General features: G+C 63.2%; 22 protein-coding genes. 8 read left to right on the top strand and 14 right to left on the bottom strand.

What is annotated here, in order from left to right; genetic code table 11:
• Positions 1–19: 19 nt before the first annotated feature.
• The 3 genes from C483_RS16420 to C483_RS16410 all read right to left on the bottom strand — a co-directional run bounded on the left by C483_RS16420 (position 20) and on the right by C483_RS16410 (position 3,707).
• Positions 20–2,491, bottom strand: coding sequence for a PAS domain S-box protein (locus tag C483_RS16420; RefSeq protein ID WP_006654490.1), 2,472 nt, complete (start codon positions 2,489–2,491; stop codon positions 20–22).
• A 231-nt stretch (positions 2,492–2,722) separates the two neighbouring features.
• On the bottom strand, positions 2,723–3,139 hold the full coding sequence (locus tag C483_RS16415) for a cupin domain-containing protein (protein WP_049912895.1): 417 nt from the start codon (positions 3,137–3,139) through the stop codon (positions 2,723–2,725).
• Positions 3,140–3,278: 139 nt separating this feature from the next.
• The gene (locus tag C483_RS16410; RefSeq protein WP_006654488.1) at positions 3,279–3,707 is read right to left on the bottom strand and encodes a CopG family ribbon-helix-helix protein; all 429 of its coding nucleotides are present in this window, start codon (positions 3,705–3,707) and stop codon (positions 3,279–3,281) included.
• Positions 3,708–3,843: 136 nt separating this feature from the next.
• Here C483_RS16410 and C483_RS16405 point away from each other — a divergent pair, with 136 nt between their 5' ends.
• Together C483_RS16405 and C483_RS16400 are read left to right on the top strand one after the other, a co-directional pair.
• Positions 3,844–4,650, top strand: coding sequence for a creatininase family protein (locus C483_RS16405; protein WP_006654487.1), 807 nt, complete (start codon positions 3,844–3,846; stop codon positions 4,648–4,650).
• Positions 4,651–4,772: 122 nt separating this feature from the next.
• A complete protein-coding gene (locus C483_RS16400; RefSeq protein WP_006654486.1) occupies positions 4,773–5,231 on the top strand; it encodes a hypothetical protein in 459 nt (152 codons plus the stop codon).
• Here C483_RS16400 and C483_RS16395 read toward each other — a convergent pair.
• Both C483_RS16395 and C483_RS16390 read right to left on the bottom strand, forming a co-directional pair.
• A complete protein-coding gene (locus C483_RS16395; RefSeq protein ID WP_006654485.1) occupies positions 5,216–5,917 on the bottom strand; it encodes an O-methyltransferase in 702 nt (233 codons plus the stop codon). The genes C483_RS16400 and C483_RS16395 overlap by 16 nt on opposite strands.
• Before the next feature lie 48 nt (positions 5,918–5,965).
• Positions 5,966–7,342, bottom strand: a complete 1,377-nt coding sequence (locus C483_RS16390) for a M20 family metallo-hydrolase (protein ID WP_006654484.1) — start codon at positions 7,340–7,342, stop codon at positions 5,966–5,968.
• Between the two features lie 124 nt (positions 7,343–7,466).
• Here C483_RS16390 and C483_RS16385 point away from each other — a divergent pair, with 124 nt between their 5' ends.
• Positions 7,467–7,925, top strand: a complete 459-nt coding sequence (locus tag C483_RS16385; RefSeq protein WP_006654483.1) for a hypothetical protein — start codon at positions 7,467–7,469, stop codon at positions 7,923–7,925.
• A 31-nt stretch (positions 7,926–7,956) separates the two neighbouring features.
• On the opposite strand, the gene C483_RS16380 is transcribed toward C483_RS16385, so the two are convergent.
• Both C483_RS16380 and C483_RS16375 read right to left on the bottom strand, forming a co-directional pair.
• The gene (locus C483_RS16380) at positions 7,957–8,772 is read right to left on the bottom strand and encodes an enoyl-CoA hydratase/isomerase family protein (protein WP_006654482.1); all 816 of its coding nucleotides are present in this window, start codon (positions 8,770–8,772) and stop codon (positions 7,957–7,959) included.
• The gene (locus tag C483_RS16375) at positions 8,769–10,394 is read right to left on the bottom strand and encodes a long-chain-fatty-acid--CoA ligase (protein WP_006654481.1); all 1,626 of its coding nucleotides are present in this window, start codon (positions 10,392–10,394) and stop codon (positions 8,769–8,771) included. Before C483_RS16375 ends, C483_RS16380 begins: the two co-directional genes overlap by 4 nt.
• Before the next feature lie 174 nt (positions 10,395–10,568).
• Between C483_RS16375 and C483_RS16370 the strand changes: the two genes are divergently transcribed.
• From C483_RS16370 to C483_RS16360, 3 genes are all read left to right on the top strand, one after another.
• Positions 10,569–11,465 (top strand): class I SAM-dependent methyltransferase, encoded by an 897-nt coding sequence (locus C483_RS16370; RefSeq protein ID WP_006654480.1) that lies wholly within the window; start codon positions 10,569–10,571, stop codon positions 11,463–11,465.
• A 91-nt stretch (positions 11,466–11,556) separates the two neighbouring features.
• A complete protein-coding gene (locus C483_RS16365) occupies positions 11,557–12,180 on the top strand; it encodes a universal stress protein (RefSeq protein WP_006654479.1) in 624 nt (207 codons plus the stop codon).
• Between the two features lie 126 nt (positions 12,181–12,306).
• Positions 12,307–12,750, top strand: a complete 444-nt coding sequence (locus tag C483_RS16360) for a MoaD/ThiS family protein (protein ID WP_049912893.1) — start codon at positions 12,307–12,309, stop codon at positions 12,748–12,750.
• A gap of 47 nt (positions 12,751–12,797) precedes the next feature.
• Here C483_RS16360 and C483_RS16355 read toward each other — a convergent pair whose 3' ends face one another.
• From C483_RS16355 to C483_RS16345, 3 genes are all read right to left on the bottom strand, one after another.
• Positions 12,798–14,633, bottom strand: coding sequence for an acetyl-CoA carboxylase biotin carboxylase subunit (locus C483_RS16355; RefSeq protein ID WP_006654477.1), 1,836 nt, complete (start codon positions 14,631–14,633; stop codon positions 12,798–12,800).
• Positions 14,634–14,742: 109 nt separating this feature from the next.
• Positions 14,743–15,120 carry a hypothetical protein gene (locus C483_RS16350; RefSeq protein ID WP_006654476.1) on the bottom strand — a complete coding sequence of 126 codons (378 nt, stop codon included), beginning with the start codon at positions 15,118–15,120 and terminating at the stop codon, positions 14,743–14,745.
• A gap of 1 nt (position 15,121) precedes the next feature.
• Positions 15,122–16,666: an acyl-CoA carboxylase subunit beta gene (locus C483_RS16345; RefSeq protein WP_006654475.1), complete on the bottom strand. Its 1,545-nt coding sequence runs from the start codon at positions 16,664–16,666 to the stop codon at positions 15,122–15,124.
• Positions 16,667–16,823: 157 nt separating this feature from the next.
• On the opposite strand from C483_RS16345, the gene C483_RS16340 reads away from it, so the two are divergent.
• On the top strand, positions 16,824–18,209 hold the full coding sequence (locus C483_RS16340; protein ID WP_006654474.1) for a sodium-dependent transporter: 1,386 nt from the start codon (positions 16,824–16,826) through the stop codon (positions 18,207–18,209).
• Between the two features lie 171 nt (positions 18,210–18,380).
• Complete coding sequence (locus C483_RS16335) at positions 18,381–19,658, top strand: ABC transporter substrate-binding protein (protein WP_006654473.1); 1,278 nt, start codon at positions 18,381–18,383, stop codon at positions 19,656–19,658.
• 212 nt (positions 19,659–19,870) lie between these two features.
• Here C483_RS16335 and C483_RS16330 read toward each other — a convergent pair whose 3' ends face one another.
• Genes C483_RS16330 through C483_RS16315 form a run of 4 tightly spaced genes read right to left on the bottom strand, consistent with a single transcriptional unit; the run spans position 19,871 to position 24,100 of the window.
• A complete protein-coding gene (locus C483_RS16330) occupies positions 19,871–20,575 on the bottom strand; it encodes an ABC transporter ATP-binding protein (protein ID WP_006654472.1) in 705 nt (234 codons plus the stop codon).
• A complete protein-coding gene (locus tag C483_RS16325) occupies positions 20,575–21,468 on the bottom strand; it encodes an ABC transporter ATP-binding protein (RefSeq protein ID WP_006654471.1) in 894 nt (297 codons plus the stop codon). Before C483_RS16325 ends, C483_RS16330 begins: the two co-directional genes overlap by 1 nt.
• On the bottom strand, positions 21,465–22,991 hold the full coding sequence (locus C483_RS16320) for a branched-chain amino acid ABC transporter permease (RefSeq protein WP_006654470.1): 1,527 nt from the start codon (positions 22,989–22,991) through the stop codon (positions 21,465–21,467). Before C483_RS16320 ends, C483_RS16325 begins: the two co-directional genes overlap by 4 nt.
• Positions 22,988–24,100 (bottom strand): branched-chain amino acid ABC transporter permease, encoded by a 1,113-nt coding sequence (locus tag C483_RS16315; RefSeq protein ID WP_006654469.1) that lies wholly within the window; start codon positions 24,098–24,100, stop codon positions 22,988–22,990. Before C483_RS16315 ends, C483_RS16320 begins: the two co-directional genes overlap by 4 nt.
• Positions 24,101–24,391: the final 291 nt, after the last annotated feature.

Below are 24,391 nucleotides of genomic sequence, written 5' to 3'. Positions count from 1 at the left end.
CCGTTGCTGTCTGACAGTATTACTGCTCGGCGTCCCCAGTCACGAACTCAAATCGTGCGCCACCAGCCTCGCTCTCACGCGCACGCACGTGCCAGTCGTGACCCGTCGCTACCTCTCGAACGATCCAGAGGCCAATCCCCAGACTGTCCGTCTCGGACGAAATCGAGGGATCGAACAGGTCGTCGTTTGCCGCCAGATCGTCCGGCAATCCGGACCCGTTGTCCGCGACGAAAAAGCCACACGGCCCGCCCACCTGCTCGTCGTCTCCGCTGTCGCCGTCCGTGATCGGAGTCCGTCGCTGGTCGTCGGACTCGTACTCGAGTACCCCCACACGAACGGCCAGTTCGTCGACCTGCTCGTCGGGACAGCCGTGTTCGATCGCGTTCCGAAACAGGTTCTCGAAGACGCGCAGGAGTCGGGAGCGGTCGGCCATGAACGTTGTCGTCCCGGTCAGCGTGAGTGTCGCCTCGCCCGTCGAGACGTGCTCCCAGGCCTCGCTGGCGACGGTTTCGAGGTCGACGCGCCCAGTGTCGCTCGCCCACGTTCCGTCGCGAGCGATGGCGAGCACGTCGTGGATGATCGCCTCCATGCGATCGAGACTCCGCTGGGCCGTTGGGAGGTGCTCGAGTGAGCCGGTTTCGTCGATGAGGTCGAGATAGCCCTGGGCGATGCCGAGCGGGTTGCGCAGATCGTGGCTGACGATGCGGGCGAAGGCGTCGAGGCGCTCGTTCTGTTTGCGCAGGCGGCGCTCGTTTCGTTTGCGCTCGGTGATGTCGCGGAGAACGCCGACGGTGCCACCGAAGGTGGTGTTGGTGGTGGTAGCGCCGTTAGGTTCGCTGTGTCCGTTGCTGTCGGTGGGTGTGTCGACATCGACACCGCTGCTATCGGCGCCGCCTGCATCGGTAGTACGATCGAGGACAGCAATCTGTGCCTCGCAGGTGACGTACGAGCCGGCTTTCGTCTCCAGTGGCACTTCGATCGTCGCCGAGCGGCCATCGGACTCGATGAGCGATCGGACCGTCTCGGTCGCGTGCTCGATCGTCTGGTTGTCAAAGAGCAAGGAGATGTGCTCGCCGAGGAGCCACTCGCGGCTGTAGCCCGTCATCTCGACGAACGCGTCGTTCACGGTCATCACGTGGCCCGAGCCATCGAGAACGAAGATGCCGTCACCCGCGGTCTTGACGAGGCGTTCATACCGGTGTAGCGTTCGCTCCTGTTGCTCGAGTTGGCCGCGAATCGCGATCGTCTCGAGGACGTGTGAAGCGACGTCGGCGACGGCACGGACTGTCCGGCGGGTGTCGGCTGTGAACGGTGTCGGTGCGTAGACGACGAGGACGCCGTACCGATCTGTGTCCGTCGCGAGCGGCGCGACGGCGATCGATCGGGCACCGTGCTCGCGCGCCCGGTCGTGAAACGGTGCGGGGGTGAACGCACCGCCCATGATAGTCAGGTCTGGCTGGGAGGCAAGATCCTGCGTCTGGAGGCGCTGGGAGTACAGCGCTCGCTCGAGCAGCGGATTCACACCGCTTCCGACGCGGAACGTGCGGTGGATGGGCCACTCGGTCGCCTCCGGATCTGTCGCCCAGGGGACGACCGAGTGTTCGCCACGGTCGTACTCGCCAACCCAGGCGAAAACAAACGCGTCGCGCTCGGTGAACACGGTTCGGAGCACTTGCTCGACGGTCTGTGGTGCGGTCGTGTCGGCCAGCTCACGCCGAACGGTCGCGACGAGTTCGGGGTGGGACACGTCGACTGCGTCGCCATCGTCGTCCGTTCCGGTGACGGATCTACCGCCCGTCCGCTCGAGTTCGGGGAACCCAGCCCCGCCGTTCGGTGTTCCCGCATCGACGCTCGACAGGACGGTCGCGGCGATGTCGCCAGATTCTGCCAGCGTGTTCGTCTCCCGTTCGCGGGGTGTAGACGAACGTTCCCGTGTTCCACCCGCAGTTTTCGGCGTGTCCGGAATCGAGAGTTCGGCGAGTACCGGCAGCGACGATGCGGAGTCAGTGTCCCCAGAGACGAGAGCGTTGGAGTCGGTGGGCAACTCGTTGGAACGTTCGCCGCTGGCTGCAGTCTCCTCACCAGTGCTTTCTTTCCTACTGCCATTTCCAGCCCCACCTTCCCCCCAGTAGGCGAACACCGAGGGTGGTGCGGACGCGACGCTCTCGAGTTCGGTTACAAACGCCGACACGGAGTCGATGGTGTCGACGTCGATGATGATCGCATCGATGCGTTCGCGGTGCGCGTGGTGTGCATGGTGTTCGTGCTGCTCGTGGCCGGCCCGCTCGCCACCCCGACCAGCACCCGGCTGTGCGTCGTTCCCGCGCTCGCTCCGGGGGAACTCCTGCTCTCGCCTGGACTCGAGTTGGTCGAGAACCAGTTCGGGTTTCGGGACGACGCTGACGCTTGCAGGGGCGTCGGTGAACGCGAGTGTGAGCGCTGCTCGCGTCGATGGATCGCGGCTGACACAAAGAATGTGTGCGCGACTCATCGTGGGACACTCACAGCTGACGGTGGGGTGCAGACGGCTGCAATGGACTGGTTAGGCCCAGCAGGGAGAGCGGACCCAACAGGGAGAGCAACTCTCTGTCTCAACTCACGCATCATATGACGGGCGAACACGGCTTCCAGTATCTGGACAGTTCTGCCATCGGTTTTCTGCCATCGGTTGGTGACCGTCGGCGGTGTGAGTGCACAGTGTGGCACTTACGCTAGCGTTTCTCTACCCGGCGAATCCGGAGAGGAGCCACTCGCCGTTCCCGCTCCCATCACCGCCACCGCCACCGTCACCGTTGCCGTCGCCGTCGTCGTCTCGCAGACTCGGCGCGCTCACGAGGACGAACGCGCTCTCGGTGTCACCGTTGCGGATCTGCCGCGTGGATTCGGGCGGGATCCACAGCGCGTCGCCGGCCTCCATTGTGACCGGATCGTCGTCGACCACGACCGTCGCCTCGCCCTCGATAAGGACGTAGACCTCTTCGTGGTCGTTGTCCGTGTGATCGTGGGGTTTGCTCTTCCAGTCCGGATCGCAGCGGGCGACCGTCACCCCAACCTGCTCCGTCTCGAGTGGGTCGCTCAGGACGTGCATCGCACTCGAGACCTGATCGACCTCCTCGTAGTTCACCTTCCGGTAGGACATGGCTGACTCTTGGCGCGGATCACAGTAAAGGTACGCGTTCAGTTCGATTTGTGCGCTCATACGGATCGTTGTAGCGTTTTATCGGTGATCTCCGCCCGCGGGGTCGCAGATTACCGGTACAGAACTACAACGGGCCGTATCAGTGATCCTGGCTGAGTGGGTCGAAACTGTCGACCGGCGTCACGGAGTAGTCGACCGTCAGCGCGTCCTTGGTCGCGCGGATCTTCCCGACGAACGTCGAGATTTCCTCGAGTTCACCCTCGAGAACGAACAGTTCCATGCAGTAGTGATCGCCGACGTGGCTGTGGAAGTTCGAGGCGACGAGGCCCTCGTGTTCGTGGCGCAGGTGCATCATGCGCTCCTCGACGGCGGTCGTCTCGTAGTCGAAGAGGACCGTAACGATCGCCATGAGTTCGCGGTCCTCGAGACGCGTGTCTTCGAACTCGCCGAGGAGGTTACGAGAGGCTTCTCGGACGACTTCACTGCGGCCAGTGTAGCCGTGTTCATCTGCAAACTGATCGAGTCGCTCGAGAAGTTCGTCCGGCATCGAGACGCTGACGACTGCCATATAATAACTCAGCGGTAGAAATCTATTAAGGTTTATCATCACGGCTGGCGTCGTCGCTCAGCCTGGAGGAGTTCTTGCTAAAACTGTATCGCGACAGGCACAGTTTTGCGGATTCAGTGCGATACTCCACTACCGAATGTATCTTCCAGCCCAGACCTGGCCCGACCTCGCGGACTACGTCGAGTCGGAGTCAGAATCGCTCGCGGTCGTTCCGCTTGGCTCGACCGAGCAACACGGCCCACACCTGCCCGAAGGAACGGACCACATGATCGCCGAGGCGCTGGCGCGCGCTGCAACGGAGCGGACCGGCCATCTTTGCACCCCGCCGATTTCGATCGGTGTCAGCTCCCACCACCGGCAGTTTCACGGCACGATGTGGGTCGACGCACCGGTCTTTCGCGACTACGTCGAGAACCTCTCGCGGAACCTTACCTACCACGGTATCGACCGCATCGTCTACGTCAACGCCCACGGCGGCAACGTCGCTCACCTCCGAGAGGTCGGCCGCCGGCTTCACGAGGACGAGACCGCCTACGCCATCGAGTGGATGTGGGACGAATCCATCCCCGGCCTGATCGAGGAGGTCTTCGAAACGCCCGGCCCCCACGGCGGCCCCAAGGAGACCGCGATGATCATGCACATCGCGAACGAACTCGTCCGCGAGGACCAACTCGAGAACGCCCGCGACGGCGGCGTCGCCTTCGACGGCGACACTGCGCGCGTCCACGGCGCGACGACGTTCTACGATGCCATCGAGAACAGTCCAAACGGCGTCTTCGGCGACCAGACCGACGCCACGCCCGAAGTAGGTGAACAACTGTTCGATGCCGCGGCCGAGCAACTGGTGGCACTACTCGAGTGGCTCGACGACCAGTCCTTCGAGGCGCTCATGCCCGAGTCACACGTCGATCCGCAGCCGGGGAGCGGTCGGGGAGGCCTGTAACGGCGACGGGCGGCAGCGGAGGAACCCTCCCTTAGACGGATATGATACCCGCGCTGTCCGTCACGAACACGTACCCGAGCCAACAGCTATATATTCGGCCGGATATACGTGCCAGCAACGCGGTGCACGACGTGATTCCGACAACACTCCGTTCGGATCGATACCTGCTCGCCGTCTCGTTTGCCTGCTTTGGCGTCGCGGGCGCTGCCGGGGCGACCGCCGACGAACTTGGTCTTACATTCGGAGCGACGGTGCTCGCCGTCGTCGGCGTCTATACCGGCGCACGCTATGCGAATCTGGTTTCCCGCCGGTCGCTTGCCATCCACGCGTTTGCGCTCTGGAGTGCCTTCCTCGCCATCTCCGCCACGCATCTCGTCGGTCTGGGAACCGTCGGTGCGGTAACACCCGGGCCGGACGGCGCGGTCGCGCTCGGGCTCACGGCGCTCACCTGGGCAACCCTGCTCACCGCCTGTGCGGCGACGACGTTCCTCGGCTTCCGCGAATACGGTGCGACGGTCAGTGCCGATACGCCAGAAGAACAGGTGCTCGAGGGCGACACCTCGGATTACTCGACACGATAACTCACTGCGATTCCTTCTCCGAGCGGGGTGACCACCGTCTCGAACGCCGGATCTGCCGAGACGCGCTCGAGATAGTCGGCGATGCCGCGCGTGTGTTCGTTACTCTCGGCCTCGATGACCCGTCGTGCTGCATCGTCGTCAGCCTGTGCGGCTTCGACCATATCGAGGAGTTTCTCGAATTCGATGACGCTCGCCGAGATGGCGTTGTCGGCGACGATAACGCCGCCGACCGGTACCTTCGATCGAATCGCTTCGAAGGCATCCTTGTACTGGTGTTTCTGGATGTCGATCAACACCACGTCGAAGGGGCCGTCGTACCGTTCCGCGGTCTCGACCGCATCGCCGAGTTCGTACTGCGCAAGAGCATCGTAGCCGCCTGCGGCCATGTACTCGCGGGCTTGCTCGAGTTCGTCCTCGTCGACCTCGGTGAGGACGATCTCGCCGCCATCGTCCGGGAGCGCGTCGGCGAACCAGTAGGCGGAATACCCGTAGCCCGAACCGAACTCGAAGATGCGCTCGGCGTCGCTCAGTCGGGCGACAAAGCGGAGGAACGCACCGACCTCCGGCCCGACGTGTGGAAACCCGTGTTCCTCGGCGAAGCGGTCCATTTCCACCAGCGTCTCGTCGGGTTCGGGACCGACCGCGCGAACGAAGCGACTGATCTCAGCTGCGAGAACGTCGACCATAGCTGACCCCTCCCGCCGAGCCCATATCAAGGTCAGGGCGCAGTGTACTCAGTCCGACGCTGCGCCGGCGAGCTGTCCGACCGCCTTGGCGAGCACCCGCGTCGCCGTCGCGCAGTCGTCCCAGTCCGTCCACTCGAGTGGCGTGTGCGAGAGCCCGTCGCGGGACGGCGCAAAGAGCATCCCGGCATCGGTCACTCGTGAGACGCACATCGCGTCGTGGGCCGCGCCCGAGTGCAGCGTGCGCGCGTCGACTGCCGTGGCATCGGCACCGGACTCGAGTGCGTCCCGACAGCGCTCGCTCATCGGTGCGGGTGAAACATCGAGTTCGAGTTCGAAGGTGGTTTCGACCGGTCGCTCGGACTCGATCCGCGCCAGGATTTGCTCCGCACGCTCGAGCAGTCCGGCCATCGTCTCGCCGTCGACGTCGCGGATGTCGACGCCGAGTTCGACGCGGCCGGGGACGACGTTCGTCGCGTTCGGGGTGACGTTGCACTTGCCGACGGTTGCGACTGCTGTACCTCCGACGGGTTTGTCTATACCGTCAGCGTCAGCATCAGCGTCGCCATTGCCAGCGCTCTCACTCGCTCCCGCAACCGCCGCCTCCATCCCGGTCTCCTCGAGTGCCAGCGCGAACTCGCTCGCGGCTGTGAACGCGTCCGCCCGCTCAGCCATTCCCGTCGTCCCCGCGTGGTTCGTCTCGCCGGTGAACGTCGCGGTGACGTGGGCGATGCCGGTGATCGTCGAGACGACGCCGACGGGAACGCCCGCGTCCTCGAGTCGGGTGTCCTGCTCGACGTGCAACTCGAGAAATGAATCCCAGTCAGCGGGCTCGAGTACACCCTCGCCGCGGTAGCCGATATCTGCGAGTGAATCCCCCAACTGCACGCCGTCGGCGTCCGTTGCGGCCAGCGCCTCCTCGACTGCAAGCTGACCGGTCGCAACCGACGAGCCAAGCAGTCCACCGCCGAAACGGGTGCCCTCCTCCTCGGTGAAGCAGACGACGGTGATCGGGCGCTCCGGCTCGGCCTTGGCGTCCTGCAGCGCGCGGACGGACTCGAGTGCAGCGTAGACACCGAGCGGGCCGTCGAAGATGCCGCCCTCGGGAACGGAATCGAGGTGGCTCCCGGCCGCGACGGGGGCGGCGTCGGGCTCCGCGCTCTCCGGCGTCCATGTGCCGGTGATGTTGCCGACGGCGTCGATCTCGACTGCAAGCCCGGCGTCCTCGAACCGTTCGACGAGGTGGTCTCTGGCCCGCCGGTTCGCCTCGGTTCCGGTGAGGACGGTTCGGCCGTGTTTCTGCCTCTGTTGCTGTGCCTGTCCCTCGCCGTCATCATCGTTCGGGGGCTTCGAATCGTCGTACTCGAGTGCACCGAAGGCCGCGTTTGCCTCGATGTCGGCCCGCAGCCGTTCCTGACTTACGTCCATAGAACGTCGTTTCGAGCCCAGGCTGATACAAGTTCAGCCGCCGGCGCAGTTTGCGCCTACTCGGGGTACTCGACTGACTGGAGCGCCATCTTTTTGCTCGTCTCTGCGGTCAGTCTTCCCCGAGATGTCAATCGACTCCGATCCAGACGCCGATGCGACTGCAGACGAATCGCTCGCTGCGGCCGTCGAAAACCTGGTGCACGAGCCGACGCAGGTCCACGACGCTGGCGTCGATCTAACGGTGAGCGCGATCTACGAGGTCGCCGGCCCTGGCCAACTCGATTTCGGCGGTGACGAGCTCGAAGATGCCGATCTCGATCCGGTGCCGACGGAGCTGCGAGCGTCGGACGACGAGTTCGGCTGGTGGGACCTCGACGGCGGTCAGTACGTCATCCAGCACAACGAGTTTCTGGGCGATCTCGAGGAACCGCTCCAGCTGCAGCCGCGAAACGAGTTGCTGGCTCGCGGCGGCTCGCATCCGACGGTGCAGGTTCGCTCGCACCTGCCGCTGGTGCCGCTGTCGGTCGCCGACGGTGGGATACAGATAAAGGAGAACGCGCGCGTTTCGACGCTGGTTCGGTGACGAGCGGGCAGCCCACGAGGGCCGCGTCCGGTTAACGACCCTCGTACTCGGGCTCTCGGTCCTCGAAGAAGGCGCTTACGCCCTCTGCGTGGTCGTCGGTCTGGAAGACGATTCCCTGTGCCGTCGCCTCGTCGGTCAGCGCCTGCTCGAGTGACTTATCCAGTCCCTCGCCGACGAGCCGTTTCATGTGACGCATCGCGACCGGCGGCCCGGAGACGATCTTCTCGACGAACTCGTCGGCGCGCTCGTCGAACTCATCGCTCGGATAGACGTGATTGACCAGGCCGAAGTCGGCGGCGCGATCCGCGCCGATGATGTCTCCGGTCAGGACGAGTTCCTGTGCGACGTTCTCGCCGACGATTCGCGGGAGCAGGTACGACGTGCCGGCGTCGATGCTCAGCCCGACCTGCCGGAAGACGAAGCCAAAGGCGGCGTCTGCGGTCGCGAGTTGCATGTCACACGCGATGGCCAGGTTTGCCCCGGCACCCACGGCGGGGCCGTCGACCAGCGCAATCGTCGGCAGCGGGAACGAGACGAGTCGCGCCATGAGCTGATTCGTCCGGCGCTCGAGTGCCCGCACGCGCTCGTCGAGGGGCATGTCTCCCTCCAGCCCCTCGATCATGGCCTCGATATCGCCGCCGGCGGAGAACGAACCACCCGAGCCCTCGATGACGACACAGCGGGCGTCCGCGTACGCCTCGTCGTCTTCGATCACGTCGAGCGCCTCGGTGATTCCAGCGTTAATCTCGCGTGAGAGCGCGTTGCGACGGTCTGGCTGGTCGAGCGTGATTGTCGCGACGTGTCCGTCGTCGCCGGACTCGAGATGGACGGCGTCGCCGAGAGTCATTCTTCGGCCTCCGTCTCTGCGTCGGCATCGTCGTCGGCGTCTCCATCAGCCGCTTCAGCGTCCTCCTCGCGCTCGCGGAGCTTGAACTTCTGAACCTTGCCGGTCGTCGTTCGGGGCAGTTCCTCCACGAACTCGACCTCGCGTGGGTGTTTGTACTCCGCGAGGTTGGTCAAGCAGTACTCCTTGAGATCTTCGGGGGTCGCCTCGGCGTCGGGCGTTGGCACAATGTACGCCTTTACCGTCTCACCGCGCCGGTCGTCCGGAATTCCCGCGACGGCGGCGTCGGCCACGTCCTCGTGCTCGAAGAGCAACTCCTCGACCTCGCGCGGGTAGACGTTGTAGCCGCCGGTCACGATCATGTGCTTCTCGCGGTCGACGACGTAGAAAAAGCCATCCTCATCCTGATAGCCGATGTCGCCGGTGTGGAACCAGGTTCGCCCGTCGGCTTCCGTGAACGCCTCCTCGTTGGCTTCGGGCAGGCCGTAGTAGCCCTTCATCACGTTCGGTCCGGCGACGACGATCTCGCCCGTAATCTCCGTCAGATCGACTTCTTCCTCGTCGACCGGGCCTTCCTCGACCGGCGAGACCTCCGCGAAGTCGCGATCGACGACCTTGGAGTCGACGCCGGGGACAGTCTTCCCGATGCTGCCGACGCGCCGACCCTCGATCGGGCTGTTGAAGTGCGTGATCGGTGCCGTCTCCGTGAGCCCGTACCCCTCGTACACGTTCGGCTCGTAGAGTTCTTCGAAGCGGCGCAGCACTTCGGTCGGGATGCCGGAGCCGCCGACGCCACAGAGCCGGACTGAAGAGAAATCGAACTCCTCGGCGTTTGGCTGGTTGATCACGTCGTTGTACATCGCCGGCACGCCGTGGAAAATCGTGATTCCCGCGTCCGCAACGAGTGAGACCGCGTCCTGGGCGTCCCACTCGGGCATCGGGTAGTAGCTCGCGCCGTTGAACAGCGCCGCGTTCATCGTGACGGTCATTCCGTAGATGTGGAACAGTGGGAGCACACCGAGTTGCTTGTCGTCCGGACGGATGCCATCGGGAACGAGCTTCGCTGCTGCCTTCGCGTTCGAGGCGAGGTTGCCGTGGGTGAGCTGGACGCCCTTCGGCTGGCCCGTCGTCCCCGACGTGTAGGGCTGGACCGCCACGTCGTCGTCCCCGCGGTCGACGATGTCCGGCGCACCGCGCTCGAGGAACACCGTGAACTCCGTTGCACCCTCCGCCTCGCCACCAACGCTGACGACGTGCTCGACGCTCGTCTCGTCCTGTACTTCCGTGACAAATGGGACGAGATCGGCCAGCGTGACCACCACCTTCGCCTCGCTGTCGCTCAACAGGTGGCTGATCTCGCGGGCCTTGTACTGCGGATTCATCGGCACGACGACCCCGCCGGCGCGCAGCGTCCCGTGGAACCCGATCAGGAACGGCGGCACGTTCGGCAGGTAGAGCGCGACTCGATCACCCTCGCCCACGCCGTGGGACTCGAGTGCGGTCGCGAACGCCCCGGTCTGTGCCCAGAACTCCTCGTAGCTGGTGTCGTCCCCCTGAAACCCGATGGCGGTGTTCGATCCGTGCTCCTCGACGGCCGCCGCGACGTTCGTGACGAGATTTGTCATATACCGAGCGATACGTTGTCGCGTGGCATAAAAAATATTTACATTGTTTAAACTGTATGCGTAACTCCCTTCCGACGTAATCGACAGCAGTGCTGGAGCCAGCGGTGGCCTGAATGCGATTGGCCAACAGTCCACAACCATGCTTATTTCAGTCGTCGAAAATGTCGAGCTGTAATGTCGGATTCGACGGACGCGCTCGAGGAAACGCAGGCGTTCTACGACGAGTACGGAACCGACGAGTGGGACCGACTTGCGACGGGAATCGATGGGGAACTCGAGTTCGGTGAGACCCTCGACACGCTCGCGTCGGCCCTGCCGTCGTCGGGACGGGTGCTCGATGCCGGCGGTGGTGCGGGAAGGTACAGCCAGTGGCTCGCAGCGCGGGGCCACGACGTGACGCTGCTCGACCTCAGTCGCGGCCAGCTATCGGTCGCGGTTGATCGGCTCAATGATGCTGACACCGACGGTGACAGCGACGGCGGTGTCGATGCTGATAGTGCTAGCGCTGACACTGTATCCACCGTTTCACCCGTTCAGGGATCGATCACCGACCTCGGATTGCCAGCGAACGCGTTCGACGCGGTGTGCTGTCTCGGTGGACCGCTTTCTCACCTGCTGGACGAGGCTGACCGAGTGCAGGCCGTTCGCGAACTGCGCCGCGTGGCGAAGCCAAACGCGCCGGTCGTCGTCTCCGTCATGGGACTCCTCGGTGCCGTCCAACTCTACCTCCTGACGGGTCACAACGTCGCGGCGCTGCCGGAACTGCTCGAGCACGGCGACTACGATTCGGCGCTCCTCGACCGCCACGGCTACGAGAACGAGTTCACCGCGACGCACTTCTTTCGTCGGGACGAACTCGAGTCCCTGCTCGCGACAGCGGGGATCGACATCGAGACCGTCCGCGGACTCGAGGGACTCGCCTCGCCATTTCACGCGGACCACATCCAGCAGGTTGGCGGTGAGCTAACCGACGACGAGCGCCAGGCACTCGAGAGGGTCGTGACACGAACCAACGACGATCCGATCGTCGCCGATCTCTCGATTCACATGCTCGCTGTCGGTCGAGCCTGAACGTGACAATGCCGACGTCACAACCGGGGCTGACGCCGACGGCGGAACGATCGTTTTTACGTCAGTACGCCTAACGACACCTATCCAGCCAATGTATCAGGACGTCCTCATTCCAACGGACGGGAGCGACGGAACTCGCCGCTCGATCGCACACGGACTCACCATCGCCGAACAGTTCGACGCACGAGTCCACGCACTATCGGTCGTCCCTGAGGGACCACTCGGCACACTCGAGAGCGAGGAAGCGACACCGACCGCGCACCACGCGGTCGACCACGTCGCAGCCAAAGCCGCACACGCCGGCATCGAGGCGACGACCAGCGTCGAAAACGGTGTCCCACACGAGGTGATACTCGAGTACGCCGACGAGCACGGTATCGACATGATCGTGATGGGAACCCAGGGCCGAACGGGACTCGATCGGGTGCTGGTCGGCAGCGTTACGGAGCGAGTCGTCCGCATGGCGGAGATGCCGATCGTTACGGTTCGCGCGACCGACGACCTCCAGCTCGAGACTGCCGAAGAGGCCGAAGCGCTCGCACGCGAACACGCCACAGAAGCGGGCTACGATGTTAACGAACTCGCCGCCGAACCCCGCCGAACCAGTGCGACCTGGTACTACCAGTTCGAAACGACGGAGACGGACGACCCCGTTCGACTCAGCGTCGACGCCGTTTCGGGTGACGTTCGACCGGTTCCGGAGCCAGCGCCGTAGCTGCGTGGGTGAGACGTCCAACCTACCAGCGGATACCGCTAGGACTCCACCACCAAGACGAGTGTTCACCCGCAGCCGAACATGTTCGGATACAGTTGCTTCAGCCGCGACGGCGTCTACTCGAGTATGACTGCCGACGCACCCACCGGCGACAGCGCTGGTTCCAGTCCGCTGCAGGTCGACGGCGACGCACAGTCAGACACAACCACCGTCACCGTCCGCTGCACCGGCCACGTCAGAACCGCCCTCGGCACGCACGAACTCGAGTACACCTTCCCGGGAACGCGGCTCCGCGAGTTCCTCGAATCGTTCTTTGACGAATTCGCAGCACACGACTTAGAGGAGATGCTGATCGCCGAAACGGAAGCCGACGCCACCGCACGCGGTTGGGCACCGGTCCCCGATGAACTGCCGGGAACCTGGCGAAAGAACCCCGAAGGCGAGCAGACGCGGCCCTACGCGCGCGTCTGCATCAACGGTCGGTTCAACGAACACGACGCGGGATTCGATACGGAACTCGAAAACGGCGACCGGGTCGCGCTCGTCTATCCGTTTATGTTCTGTTGCTGACCGGTACGGTGACGGTGTCCGCCGTCCGGCGTTAGTGTCCTCGGGCGCTACTCCAGAACGACCAGCACGTCGCCCATGTCAACGCTCTGTTCTTCCTTGACGGCAATCTCGGTGACGGTGCCGCCGCGGGAGGCAACGATATCGTTCTCCATCTTCATCGCCTCGAGCACGACTAGCACGTCGCCCGCCGCGACTTCGTCGCCTTCCTCGACGGCGACGTCCAGAATCGTTCCCTGCATTTCGGCGTCGACTGTCTCGCCGTCGCCGGCGATATCGTCCTCACCGCCGCTGTCGCCGCCGGCTGGCTGTGGCGGGCCGGACGCGCCGCTTGCTTCGACGTCACCGACTGGAACCGCCGGCGCGCCGTGTTCTTCGAGTTCGACCTCGAAGCGCTTGCCGTTGACCTCGACGGTGAACTCGCGCTCGACGGTCTCCTCGTCGTCGCTGGCACCGCTACCGATGTCGCCGCCCCACTGCTCCTGGGCCTCCTCGATCCGGCTCTCGTCGAGTTCGTTGTCGAGGTACTTCGTCGTGTGCGTACTCGCAACGAACTCCTCGTCGGTGAGCATCAGCCGGTGGAACGGGATGATCGTCGGAATCCCTTCGATTTCGTACTCGCCCAGGGCGCGCAGTGAGCGGTCGATACACTCCTCACGGTCCTCACCCCAGACGATCAGCTTCGCGATCATCGAGTCGTAGTCCGTGACGAGTTCGTCGCCCTGCCGGAGCGCGTCGTCCATGCGGACGCCGACCCCACCCGGCGGATCGTACGTCTCGAGTGTGCCGCCGGTCGCGGGGGCGAAGTCCTCTGCTGCGTTCTCGGCGTTGATTCGGAACTCCATCGCGTGGCCGTCGATATCCACCTCCTCCTGTGTGAAGTCGACCTCCTCGCCCGCTGCGATCTGAATCTGGCGCTTGACGATGTCGATGCCAGTGATCTCCTCGGTAACCGTGTGCTCGACCTGGATCCGCGTGTTGACCTCGAGGAAGTAGAAGTTCGCGTCCGGCCCGAGGGGTTCGTCGGGGCCGCGTCCGGGCTCTTCCTCGACGAGGAACTCGACGGTGCCGGCGTTGGTGTAGTCCGCAGCGGCGACCCCGCGGCGGGCGGCCTCGCCGATCTCCTCGCGCAGTTCGTCGGAGAGAGCTGCGGATGGGCCTTCCTCGATGACCTTCTGATGACGACGCTGGAGCGAACAGTCGCGTTCACCGAGGTGGCGGACGTTGCCGTGTTCGTCCGCGAGGATCTGGACCTCGATGTGGCGGGGTTGCTCAAGGTAGCGCTCCAGATAGACCGAATCGTTGTCGAAGTACGCTTCGCCCTCGCGCTTTGCGCTCTCGAGTTGGTCTTCGATCTCGCTTTCGTCCCAGACGACTTTCATGCCGCGGCCGCCGCCGCCACCTTCGGCCTTGATGGCGATCGGGTAGCCGTGTTCCTCGCCGAAGGCTGCGACCTCGTCGGGGTCGGTGACGGGGTCCGTGGTTCCGGGGACGATCGGCACCGCCGCCTCGTCCATGATCTGGCGGGCCTTCGTCTTCTCGCCGAGTGATTCCATGGCGTCGCTGGATGGGCCGATCCAGGTGATCCCATCGGCCGCCTCGACCTTGCTCGCGAACTCCGCGTTCTCCGCGAGGAAGCCGTAGCCGGGGTGGATCGCGTCGGCGTCTGCTTTCTGTGCGGCCTCGATAACGGCCTCGTGATCGAGATACGAATCCGCCGCGCGAGCGGGGCCGACATTGTACGCCTCGTCGGCGTACCGGACGTGTCCCGAGTCCTTGTCTGCCTCAGAGTAGATCGCGACAGTCCCAACGTTCAACTCCTCGCACGCCCGCATCACGCGGACCGCAATCTCGCCGCGGTTCGCCACGAGAACCTTCCTGAACATTCCTGTGGGAACGGTTGCGGGGGCACTACCTTACTTTTTCGCAACGAGGCGAGAATCAGTTCGCCGTCGCCGAAATGCGCGTGAAGATGTGTGTCGCAAGTAGCTGGATTCAGAACCGATCCGTCCGACCCGCTGCCGCCCACGCGTTCGTCGGTGCCGACTTCGGAACACGAACGTCGTCTCCCTGCTGGGCCCGCACACGGCCCGCGAACGACCAGCGCTTGTCCTCCCACGTCTCCTCCGTCTGGGCTGCCGCCGCAGCGGCCGCTCGCGCCTGATCGTGGAGGTGTGCCCCGATCGCAGCGACGATGGCCGCCGCCTCCTCGTCGTCCGCATTGGCCGGTAACTCGAGTGCAACACCAGACGGGAGTGGGCCGTCACTCGCCGACGGCGACGGGGAGTCGGTTTCGGACGAGCCGTCCTCCGCCGGAGCCTGTGCGACGGCGTCGCTGGTTTCGGTTTCGGCGTCGGAGTGCTGTGCGGTCATGCTAGAGCGGGATATTGCCGTGTTTCTTGTCTGGGTTCTGTTCGCGCTTGGTTTCTAACATCTCGAGGTCGGCGATCAGTCGCGGACGGGTTTCGGTCGGGACGATCACGTCGTCGAGGAAGCCCTTGTCCGTCGCGGTGTAGGGGTTCGCGAACTCCTCGCGGTACTCGTCGATGAGTTCCTCGCGGAGTTCGTCGGGGTTGTCGGCTTCGGCGAGTTCCTCGCGGTAGAGGATGTTGACTGCACCCTTTGGTCCCATGACGGCGATTTCGGCGGTCGGCCAGGCGTAGTTGACGTCCGCGCCGAGGTTCTTCGAGGCCATGACACAGTAGGCGCCGCCGTACGCTTTCCGGGTGATGACTGTCAGGAGCGGGACGGTGGCTTCCGCGTACGCGTAGAGGAGCTTCGCGCCGTGGCGGATGATCCCGCGGTGTTCCTGTTCGGTCCCGGGCATGTAGCCGGGCACGTCGACGAACGTGACGATTGGGATGTTAAAGGAGTCACAGAAGCGGACGAACCGTGAGCCCTTCATCGAGGCGTCGACGGTGAGCGTGCCGGCGTTGACTCGCGGCTGGTTCGCTACGAGACCGACGGAGCGGCCGTCGAGACGGCCGAAGCCGACGACGATGTTCTGGGCGAAGTTTTCGGCGACCTCGAAGAACGAGCCCTCGTCGACGACCGAGTCGATCACGTTCGTCATATCGTAGGGCTTCTGCGGGTTGTCCGGCACAATCGAGGTCAGCGCGTCATCGCGTCGGTCCGGGTCGTCCCACGGATCCACTCGAGGCGGGTCCTCGACGTTGTTCTGCGGGAGGTAAGACAAAAGTCGCTTGATGTCGTCCAGCGCCTGTTCTTCGGACTCGCAGGCGAACTGAGCGACGCCGGTCTTGTCGGCGTGAGTCATCGCGCCACCGAGTTCCTCGTGGGTGACGTCCTCACCGGTGACGGTCTTTGTGACGCCGGGCCCGGTGATGTACATGTGGCTCGTGTCCTTCACCATGAAGATGAAGTCGGTGATGGCTGGGGAGTACACCGCACCGCCAGCGCATGGCCCCATCGTCGCGGAGATTTGGGGGATGACACCGCTCGCTTCCTGATTCCGGCGGAAGATTTCGGTGTAGCCGGCGAGGCTCTTGACACCCTCCTGAATGCGAGCCCCGGCGGAGTCGTTGAGGCCGATAACGGGCGCACCGACTTCCATCGCCATGTCCATGACCTTACAGACCTTCTCGGCGAAAACCTCGCCGAGTGAGCCGCCGAAAACGGTGAAGTCGTGTGCGAAGACGAAGACGGTGCGGCCGTTTACCTCACCGTAACCAGTCACGACGCCGTCGCCCCGGATTTTCTTTTCGTCCATGCCGAACTGGCGAGTCTGGTGGGTCCGAAGCTGATCGAACTCGGTGAACGAGCCCTCGTCGAGGAAGTAGTCGATCCGCTCGCGGGCAGTCATCTTCCCCTTGTCGTGTTGCTTCTCGATCCGTTCCTGGCCACCGCCGAGGCGTGCCTCCTCGCGCAACTCCTCGAGTTCGTCGATCCGCTCGTCCATCGTCATGCAGGAAACACCCCGCTCAGATTCATACGCCGTTGTGCGAGGACCAATAGGAAAAGGATTCCGTAACTCCATCACGATTAATAGACACTAGAGTGACAAATAAGAACAGCCACGGAAAGTTATATATAAGTCCTATTTAAACAGCGTAGTCATGGCACAACGTGAGACATGGGCAACGAGAACAGGGTTTATTCTCGCTGCCGTCGGTAGCGCAGTTGGCCTTGGTAATATCTGGAGATTCCCCTTCGTCACGGGCGAAGGCGGCGGTGCAGCGTTCTTACTGGTGTACCTGCTGTTCGTTGCACTGATCGGATTCCCCGCAATCTTGGCCGAGTTCGTCGTCGGTCGGCACACCGATCGGAATCCGGTCGGCGCACTCAGAGCATACGGTGGCGACGCCTGGAAGTACGTCGGTGGCATCTTCATCGCAACCGGTTTCATCATCCTCTCGTACTACAGCGTCATCGGTGGCTGGTTCATCCGGTACGCAATCGAAGGTCTCCGCGGTGACTACGCTAGCCACATCGCGGCCTACGAGGGCGATCCGGAGATCATGTTCGGCGCACTGTCGACCGGACTCGACGCCTTCATCCTGCACACCGTCTTCATGGCGATTACGGTCGGCATCGTCGCCCTCGGTATCCGCCGGGGTATCGAACTCGCCGTGAAGGTGATGGTCCCCGCGATCGTCCTCCTGCTGGCCGGACTCGCCGTCTGGGCGTTCACCCTGTCTGGAGCGAGCGGTGGCTACGAGTACTACCTCTCGCCCGACTTCAGCGTCATCGCCGCAAACTGGACCGAGCTCCTGCCGGCCGCCGCCGGACAGGCGTTCTTCACCCTCTCGCTCGGGATGGGTGTAATGATCACCTACGCATCCTACCTGGGCGAGGATCGAAACCTCGCAAAGGACGGCACTGCAATCATTGGCTTCGACACCGGGATCGCGTTCCTCACCGGTCTCGTCGTCTTCCCCATCATGTGGGCAGGTGAGATGACCGAACCAGGCTCTGGTGGCCCCGGCGAAATCTTCGTCGCGATGACCCAGGCGTTCGCCGATATCGATGGCGGCCAGTTCCTTGGCCTCATCTTCTTCGCGACGGTCGCAATCGCAGCCATCTCGAGTGCAATCTCGCTACTCGAGGTCGTCACCTCCTACGCGATCGACGAGGTCGGTATCGAACGCTGGAAGGCTGCAGTCGGAATGGGGGGCCTCATCTACCTCCTTGGTGTGCCGGTCACCTTCGACCTGATCTTCCTCGACCTCCTCGACTACTTCGCCGACGCAATCCTGCTCGTCTTCGGTGCGCTCGTGCTGACGATCCTCGTCGGCTGGATCGCCCCGCAGGTTGCGGTCGACGAACTCGAGAAGGGCATCGGCAACCTCGGCATGCTCGGCCAGATCTGGATCTGGGCGCTTCGGATCCCGATTGTCATCGTGCTGGTCGTCTCGCTGTACCTGGGTATCGTCGAGTACGTCGACTTCCTCACTGGAATGGAAGAGGGACAGCTCGGTTGGTGGATCGAAGAAAACCTGTAGCAGCGCAATAACAGTTCGCTGACGACTTTTTTGTTGACCGGTTGGATGACACTGCTCCAGGTGGCGGAGAGCACCGGCCGAGTCACGACCGCGTGAAACCACCCGCCGGCAGCGGAGACTCATCGTGTCGACCACCTAAACTCTTTTATATGATGGCTGTGATCATGTACCATGGTTCGGGAACTCAACCGAAGACGGGTGCTCAGTGGTATTGGTGCAGCAGGTATTGCAGGATTTGCCGGCTGTATCGGCGATGAAGAGGAAGTTACAGAGGGCGGGCCGGATGTGCTAAACATCATCGGCTACCCCGAGAGTGGTATTCAGATCTTCCGTGACTACTACTCGAACTTCGACGATGGGACCGACATTATCGTTCCGGACGGCCTCCAGGACGGCGATCTGCCGGGAGAGGTCGGCAACGACATGGACAACGTTCTCGGGACCGCACCTGCCTCAGAGGGGCCAAACGAGGCCGCCTTCGAGGAGATGTACGAAGACGAGTACGACTCCTCACCAGGTGTTTTCAACTCCCACACGTTCGACGCAGTCGCGGTCTGTATCCTCGCGAACATCGCCGCTGGCGACAACGACGGTGAGGCGATCCGCGACCAGATGCGCCGCGTCGCAAACCCCGGCGGCGACGAGTACGGACCCGGTGACCTACAGGAGGCCGCCGAGGCCGCTGCCGATGGCGAGGAAATTTCCTACCAGGGTGCCTCGAGTGGCGTCAACTTCGACGACGTCGGAGATCCCGCGGACGCAGGGTATGACGTCTGGGAGTTCGAGGACGGTGGCACCGAGACGATCGATACGATCGCCTTCGAGGGCGACGACCCGGACGGCGAGATGGCAGACGACTCACCAGGTGGGACGGACCGCGAAGTGATGGTCGCGATGTTGCTGCCGGAGACGGGTGACCTCGGTGAACTCGGTAGTCCGATGATTCAGGCCGGCGAACTCGCAGCCGACCAGTTCGAGGGAACAGGCTTTGAGATCGACCTCGCAATCGAGGACACTGAAACCGACGAGGACGCGACGATTTCGAACGGTGGCGCACTCATCGACGCTGGCTACCCAGCCATCATCGGCGCCGCCTCCTCCGGGAACTCCGTCCCGCTTGTCGGCGAAACCAGCAGCGCGAACGTCGTCCAGTGCTCACCTGCGAGTACGGCACTCTCGTTGTCGAACGTCGAAGACGACGGCTACTTCTTCCGGACCGCACCGAGTGACCTCCTGCAGGGACAGGTCATGGCCGAAGTGGCCGCCGACCGACTCGATGGTGAAACCGCTGCGACGCTGTACGTCAACAACGACTACGGCCAGCAGCTCTCGGAACAGTTCATCGACTCGTTCGTCGACGACCAGGGCGGCGAGGAACTCAACACGGTCTCGTTCGAAGCCGAGCAGGGATCGTACACCGGTGAACTCGAGTCCGCGCTCGCAGAGTGAAACGGCAGCAACCGGTCGATCGGGTAGTGCCGAGACGACACTTTTTCGCGGCGAATTTTCACAACAAGAGAGGAGAGACGAGACTCGCCAGTCATCAGTACTTTTCGTGCACAGGGACACAGGTACACAACCACACAACTGCATAACTGCACAACAACACAACTACACAGTCGCACAACCGCAAAAATCGAGTTCGTGACGTACTCGGCGGCTCAGCCACCGAGGAACTGCTGGCGAACCTCCTCGTCGTGTAACAGCGCATCACCGTCATCGACGTATCGGTTCTGTCCCTGAACGAGTACGTAGCCCCGGTCACAGCGTCGAAGTGCTTCCTTCGCGTTCTGTTCGACGACGAGCACCGCCGTTCCAGCGTCGTTGATCGCGTCGACGTGGTCGAACATCTCGTCGACCAGATCGGGGGCCAGCCCAGCACTTGGCTCGTCGAGCAACAGCAGATCCGGATCGAGCATGAGTGCGCGGCCCATCGCAACCATCTGTTGTTGCCCGCCGCTCATCGATCCCGCCTTCTGATCGCGGCGCTCGCGCAAAATCGGGAACTGATCGAAGACGTCCTGCAGCGCTTCCTCGGGAACCTCGTCGAGGATGTACGCGCCCATCTCGAGGTTCTCTTGCACCGTCAGCGACGGAAAGACGTTCTCCGTCTGGGGGACGTAGCCAATCCCCTTGTGGATGATCTCGTCCGGTGAGCGACCCGTGATATCCTCGCCGCCGAACTCCACGGCACCGCCCATGTACGTCGTCAACCCGAAGACCGACTTCATCGCCGTCGACTTGCCAGCCCCGTTGGGGCCGACGATGACGACGTACTCATCGTCCTCGACCGCGAGATCCACATCGCTCAGGATCTGCAAATCACCGTAGCCCGCATCGAGTCCCGCTACGTTGAGCATCGCCATCAGACCTCACCTCCGAGGTAGGCCTCGATCACCTGCTCGTTCGATGTCACCTGTCCGGGCACGCCCTCCGCCAGCACCGACCCCTGGTGCATAACGATCACGTGCTCGCAGTGTTCCATGATCAGATCCATATCGTGTTCGACGATCAAGAACGTGTACCCCTCCGCTCGCAATTCGTGGATGTGCTCGAGTAGCTTCCGTTCGAGCGTCGGGTTGACCCCCGCAAACGGCTCGTCGAGTAACAACATCTCCGGCTCGGTCATCAGCGCCCGCGCCATCTCGAGGAGCTTTCGCTGGCCACCCGAGAGATTGCCTGCCTTTTCCTCTGCGATGTGCTCAATTTCGAAGAACTCGAGTGTGTCCCAGACGCGCTCTAAGAGGTCGCGCTCCTGGGCCTCGACCTCGCGTCTGGCGAGTGGCATGACGGAGCGCCAGAGGGCTTCGCCCTGTTGGTGTTTCGCCGGGAGCATGAGGTTCTCGAGGACAGTCATGTTCGCCATTTCGCGAGCGATCTGGAAGGTGCGGACGAGGCCGTAGTCAGCGCACTCGTAGGGGGCGATACCGGTGATGTCCTGTCCCTGGAACGCGACGGTGCCTTCGTCCGGCTGGTGGATGCCGGTGATACAGTGGAACGTGGTCGACTTGCCGGCGCCGTTGGGGCCGATGAGCCCGGTGATCGAGCCGGATTCGACCTCGAAGGACGCGCCGTCGACCGCCGTGATGCCGCCAAAGCGCTTGACGAGACCGTCGACGGCGAGTTCGATTTCGCCGGTGCGGTCGACTGCGGATGGAGAGACGGCGTTTGCGTCGGTTGGTGTGTCGGGAGACGTGTTTGCCGTGTCAGTTGTTGGCTCCGCCTCGGTCGACTGGACATCGGTCGAGCGATCACTCATTGGGTCTCACCGTCGGTCGTTGAGTCATCTGTTTGATAGGTGTTGTCGCTGCTCTCGCTGCCCTGACTGCTCTCGCTGTCCTCACTACGATCATTGGTGTCAGCCTGCGTTCCAACTGTCTCGGCATCGATACCGCCGTCAGTCTGCTGATCGGAGTCGTCGTTCTGGTCGCGGGTTTGGCTGTGGGCGAATCCGCCACCGGAGACGCTGTCGCTGCCACCGCCGCCACCGCTCCCGCCACCAGCCGCGCTCGGGCGTGCCCCAAGCGGGATAGCGGCCGCTGTTTCCTCACGATGGCCAAGTAACCCGTCCGGCCGACGTTGCATCAGGAGAATCAACGCAACCCCCATGATGACGAACTGTAGCGTCAGGAACTCGGCGAATGTGTACCGGACCAGTGGAACCGGATTCGCAGAGAGCAGCGGGCCGACAGCACCTGCAAACGTGTTCGGTGCGTCTCCGATTGCCACGAGCTGGTCGATCACCCGGCGGAGGTACTGTGGTCCCTCGAAGAGGACGGCCACGAACAGGCCCGAACCGAGGATGCTGCCGGTGTTCGATCCGGCACCACCGATGATCAGTGCGATCCAGATGTAGAAGGTGACGTGCGGGCGGAACGCCTCGGGGGTCACGCCAGTGCGGCGGAACCGCCAGAGAATGCCAGCGAGTCCCATCAGCGCACAGCCGAGCACGAACACCTTGATCTTGAACATATTCGTGTCCTTCCCGAGCGACTGGGCTGCCTCCTCGTCCTCACGGATCGCCTTCAGCACGCGGCCAAACGGCGACCGGCTCGTCCGCTGGATGAGCCAGTAGATGCCGGCGAGCACGATCACGAGCACGATTGAGTACGCGAGCGCCCGCGCCTGCGTCGGCCCGAAGCCGAACAGGCTGTTCGTCAGGTCGACGAACGAGGAGAAGATTTCGAGCTGGAAGATGACGTTCATCGGGTCGTCGTAGTTCCGGATGAGTCCGCGACCCCCTCCGGTACCGAGTTCGGCGCCGAGAATCGTAAACTGCTGGAGAGCATCCGACGTGATTCCCAGCCGGACGATCTCGGCGAACGCGATCGTCGTGATCGCGAAGTAGTCGGCGCGCAACCGCAATGCGGGCAGTGCGACGACGAGCCCGGCTAGCCCGGCTGCGACGACGCCGCCGATGATCGCGATCGGCATCGGCAACCCGAGACCGGCGTACTGGGCTGCTCCACCCGGATCGGCTGGCTTTGCCAGCATCATGGTGACGTACAGCCCGATCGCCATGAAGCCGGCAACGCCGATGTTGAACAGGCCGGTGTACCCCCAGTGGAGGTTCAACGCGAGCGTGACCATCCCGTAGACCGCGATCAGGTACGTCATCCGTCGGAGCGTGTTGACGATCCCGTCGAGCGAGTAGCCGAGAATCAGCCCGATCAGGGCGTAGACGATGTAGATCGCGCCGATGACGGCGATGATCTTGACCGCGTCGTGTTCCCACAGCGATTCCAGTTGTGTGCGTCTGTCTGCGTTTGCTGTCGAACTCATGCTGTCGTCTTCCCTCCAAAGAGCCCGGCTGGCCTGATCAGCAGGACCAGGATCATCATCAGGAACGCTGTGATAGTCGTAAAGTCACCGCCGGGGAGCCAGATCATCGACATGTGCATGCTGATACCGATGACGAGGCCGCCGACGATCGCACCGTAGATCGAGCCGATCCCGCCGAGGATCACCGCGGCGAAGATCAACAACAGGAGCAGCCAGCCGAACTGCCAGTCGATCGTCCCCGTCCACAGCACCATCAGATAGCCTGCACTGCCGGCGAGTCCGCCGCCGATCATCCAGGTCCAGCGGATCACGCGCTCGGTCGGAATGCCCGTCACGAGCGCCAGATCCTTGTTATCGGACATCGCTCGCATCGCCTTCCCGAGTTTCGTCCGCTGGAGCATCAGGTGCACACCGAGCATCAACACCACGGCCGCCGCGATCAGCGTCCCATCGTGGGCGTCGAGCGACACGTAGCCGTCGACGAGTAACAAGTCGGCCGAGGGCACACTCGCCGTCGTCCCACGGGACTGACTCGAGTAGACGAACGTGATGAGGTATCGGAGCGCGAACGCGACACCGATACTGGTGATCAACAGCGGGATGCCACCGGCCCCGCGCATTGGTTTGTACGCGAGGCGGTCGATCAACACTGCAAACAGCGCGGTACCGACCCCGGCGAGCAAGAGCCCGGCGAAGATCGCGACCGGTGTCGAGGTGATCGAGATTCCCAGTTGTGGGCCGCCAAGGCCTCGCTGTGGGCCGACAAGCGCCAGGTGACCGAGGCCCGCCGCACCCCAGCCTGCGATGAGGTAGGTGCCGCCCCAGCCGATGAACGCGCCCGCGGTGATGGTGTCACCGTGGGCGAAGTTGGCAAAGTTGAGGATGCTGTAGGTCATCGAGAGCCCGATGCCTGCAAGTCCCATAATCAGTCCGTAGAGAACTCCTTCCGTCACGTATCTGCCGATACGTGAGATGCTGTACGAGCCGTCAAGGACGCCGAGGATGAGATCTCCCACCAGGAGTACGACACCGATGCCAACGGCGATCAGCAACAGCTGCTCCGTTGACAGGCTCCTTCCCCGTGTAACGACGTCATCTACAGTCGACATTCATACCCTCCGTTATGGCAGTGTTTCCCATGATACCATGATATATGTTATGGTGCACCATCCGACGCGTGCTAGCAGTCGATGCTGTTAGGGTATTTAAATTTTGTATGTTCGGCTCGGGACAGAGATGGATAGGAATGCTCGCTGCGGGACGAACACACGATCGTTGGACAAGGTTGACTTCCGGTACGATGCCGCCAACCGGGAGTAGAGTCACGGAGAGACAGCGACTACGGACGAGATCACATCAGTTTGTAAGGCCTCACCCAATCGATGGTTCCAGTCCCAGTC

The sequence above is a fragment of the Natrialba hulunbeirensis JCM 10989 genome (genome assembly GCF_000337575.1).
Lineage (GTDB): Archaea > Halobacteriota > Halobacteria > Halobacteriales > Natrialbaceae > Natrialba > Natrialba hulunbeirensis.
The sequence above is the reverse complement of the archived record's forward strand: the minus strand, read 5'-3'. Positions and strand labels throughout refer to the sequence as shown.

Excerpts from the sequence above, each read along its gene's own strand:
- C483_RS16420 (WP_006654490.1), bottom strand. The coding sequence starts at position 2,491 with ATGAGTCGCGCACACATTCTTTGTGTCAGCCGCGATCCATCGACGCGA.
- C483_RS16415 (WP_049912895.1), bottom strand. The coding sequence starts at position 3,139 with ATGTCCTACCGGAAGGTGAACTACGAGGAGGTCGATCAGGTCTCGAGT.
- C483_RS16410 (WP_006654488.1), bottom strand. The coding sequence starts at position 3,707 with ATGGCAGTCGTCAGCGTCTCGATGCCGGACGAACTTCTCGAGCGACTC.
- C483_RS16405 (WP_006654487.1), top strand. The coding sequence starts at position 3,844 with ATGTATCTTCCAGCCCAGACCTGGCCCGACCTCGCGGACTACGTCGAG.
- C483_RS16395 (WP_006654485.1), bottom strand. The coding sequence starts at position 5,917 with ATGGTCGACGTTCTCGCAGCTGAGATCAGTCGCTTCGTTCGCGCGGTC.
- C483_RS16390 (WP_006654484.1), bottom strand. The coding sequence starts at position 7,342 with ATGGACGTAAGTCAGGAACGGCTGCGGGCCGACATCGAGGCAAACGCG.
- C483_RS16385 (WP_006654483.1), top strand. The coding sequence starts at position 7,467 with ATGTCAATCGACTCCGATCCAGACGCCGATGCGACTGCAGACGAATCG.
- C483_RS16380 (WP_006654482.1), bottom strand. The coding sequence starts at position 8,772 with ATGACTCTCGGCGACGCCGTCCATCTCGAGTCCGGCGACGACGGACAC.
- C483_RS16375 (WP_006654481.1), bottom strand. The coding sequence starts at position 10,394 with ATGACAAATCTCGTCACGAACGTCGCGGCGGCCGTCGAGGAGCACGGA.
- C483_RS16370 (WP_006654480.1), top strand. The coding sequence starts at position 10,569 with ATGTCGGATTCGACGGACGCGCTCGAGGAAACGCAGGCGTTCTACGAC.
- C483_RS16365 (WP_006654479.1), top strand. The coding sequence starts at position 11,557 with ATGTATCAGGACGTCCTCATTCCAACGGACGGGAGCGACGGAACTCGC.
- C483_RS16360 (WP_049912893.1), top strand. The coding sequence starts at position 12,307 with ATGACTGCCGACGCACCCACCGGCGACAGCGCTGGTTCCAGTCCGCTG.
- C483_RS16355 (WP_006654477.1), bottom strand. The coding sequence starts at position 14,633 with ATGTTCAGGAAGGTTCTCGTGGCGAACCGCGGCGAGATTGCGGTCCGC.
- C483_RS16350 (WP_006654476.1), bottom strand. The coding sequence starts at position 15,120 with ATGACCGCACAGCACTCCGACGCCGAAACCGAAACCAGCGACGCCGTC.
- C483_RS16345 (WP_006654475.1), bottom strand. The coding sequence starts at position 16,666 with ATGGACGAGCGGATCGACGAACTCGAGGAGTTGCGCGAGGAGGCACGC.
- C483_RS16340 (WP_006654474.1), top strand. The coding sequence starts at position 16,824 with ATGGCACAACGTGAGACATGGGCAACGAGAACAGGGTTTATTCTCGCT.
- C483_RS16335 (WP_006654473.1), top strand. The coding sequence starts at position 18,381 with ATGGTTCGGGAACTCAACCGAAGACGGGTGCTCAGTGGTATTGGTGCA.
- C483_RS16330 (WP_006654472.1), bottom strand. The coding sequence starts at position 20,575 with ATGGCGATGCTCAACGTAGCGGGACTCGATGCGGGCTACGGTGATTTG.
- C483_RS16325 (WP_006654471.1), bottom strand. The coding sequence starts at position 21,468 with ATGAGTGATCGCTCGACCGATGTCCAGTCGACCGAGGCGGAGCCAACA.
- C483_RS16320 (WP_006654470.1), bottom strand. The coding sequence starts at position 22,991 with ATGAGTTCGACAGCAAACGCAGACAGACGCACACAACTGGAATCGCTG.
- C483_RS16315 (WP_006654469.1), bottom strand. The coding sequence starts at position 24,100 with ATGTCGACTGTAGATGACGTCGTTACACGGGGAAGGAGCCTGTCAACG.